The organism is Pseudomonas sp. P20, from assembly GCF_016463925.1.
Taxonomy (GTDB): domain Bacteria; phylum Pseudomonadota; class Gammaproteobacteria; order Pseudomonadales; family Pseudomonadaceae; genus Pseudomonas; species Pseudomonas aeruginosa.
The window spans coordinates 1-576 of record NZ_JAEMVM010000134.1 but is presented as its reverse complement, the minus strand read 5'-3'; the positions used below and the strand labels follow the sequence as shown (position 1 = coordinate 576).

The following is a 576-nucleotide window of genomic DNA, read 5'->3' as shown; positions in this document are numbered from 1 at the left end:
CGACCATCTGCGGGTCGAACATGCCCTCGTTGATGCGGCGGATGGCGTGGGCGTGCTTGGTGATGCCCTGCATGGTCTTGACCCAGTAGTTGCGTGCCTCGGCTGGGCCGCCTTTGGCGAACACACGCATGAAGGCCAGGGTGGGCAGCACCACCTCGGCGACGATCGAGCGGCCGTTGACCCCGGAGCCACGGCAGGCCTGGCAGCCAGGCCCCTTGACGTACACCTGGGAAACATCGGTCAAGCGCTGGACCCGTTCGACCAGATCGGGCGCGAGCTGGTCTTGGTGGTCTTGGAAGCGCACTTTGCAGTGGGGGCAGAGCTTGGGCAGCAGGCTCTGGTTGATCAGGCCGGTCAGCAGGGCCGGATCGAACAGCAAGCCGGGGTCGACGCCCAGGTCCTTGAGGCGCTGGACAATGCCGATCGCGCTGTTGGTGTGCAGGGTCGACCATAGGCCGTGCCCGGTCATCGCGCCACGGAAGGCGGCGACAGCGGCGAAGAGGTCGCGCACTTCGCCGATCATCATGTAGTCCGGATCCAGGCGCATGCCGTTTGCGATGCCTGCGGCCCAGGCCT

1 protein-coding gene is annotated in these 576 nt (G+C 66.3%); it reads right to left on the bottom strand.

The annotated features are described in order from the left end of the window. A partial coding sequence (locus JHD77_RS32180) for an ATPase, T2SS/T4P/T4SS family (RefSeq protein WP_233410347.1) occupies nucleotides 1-547 on the bottom strand: 547 nt, incomplete at its 3' end. Between the last annotated feature and the right edge of the window lie 29 nt (nucleotides 548-576).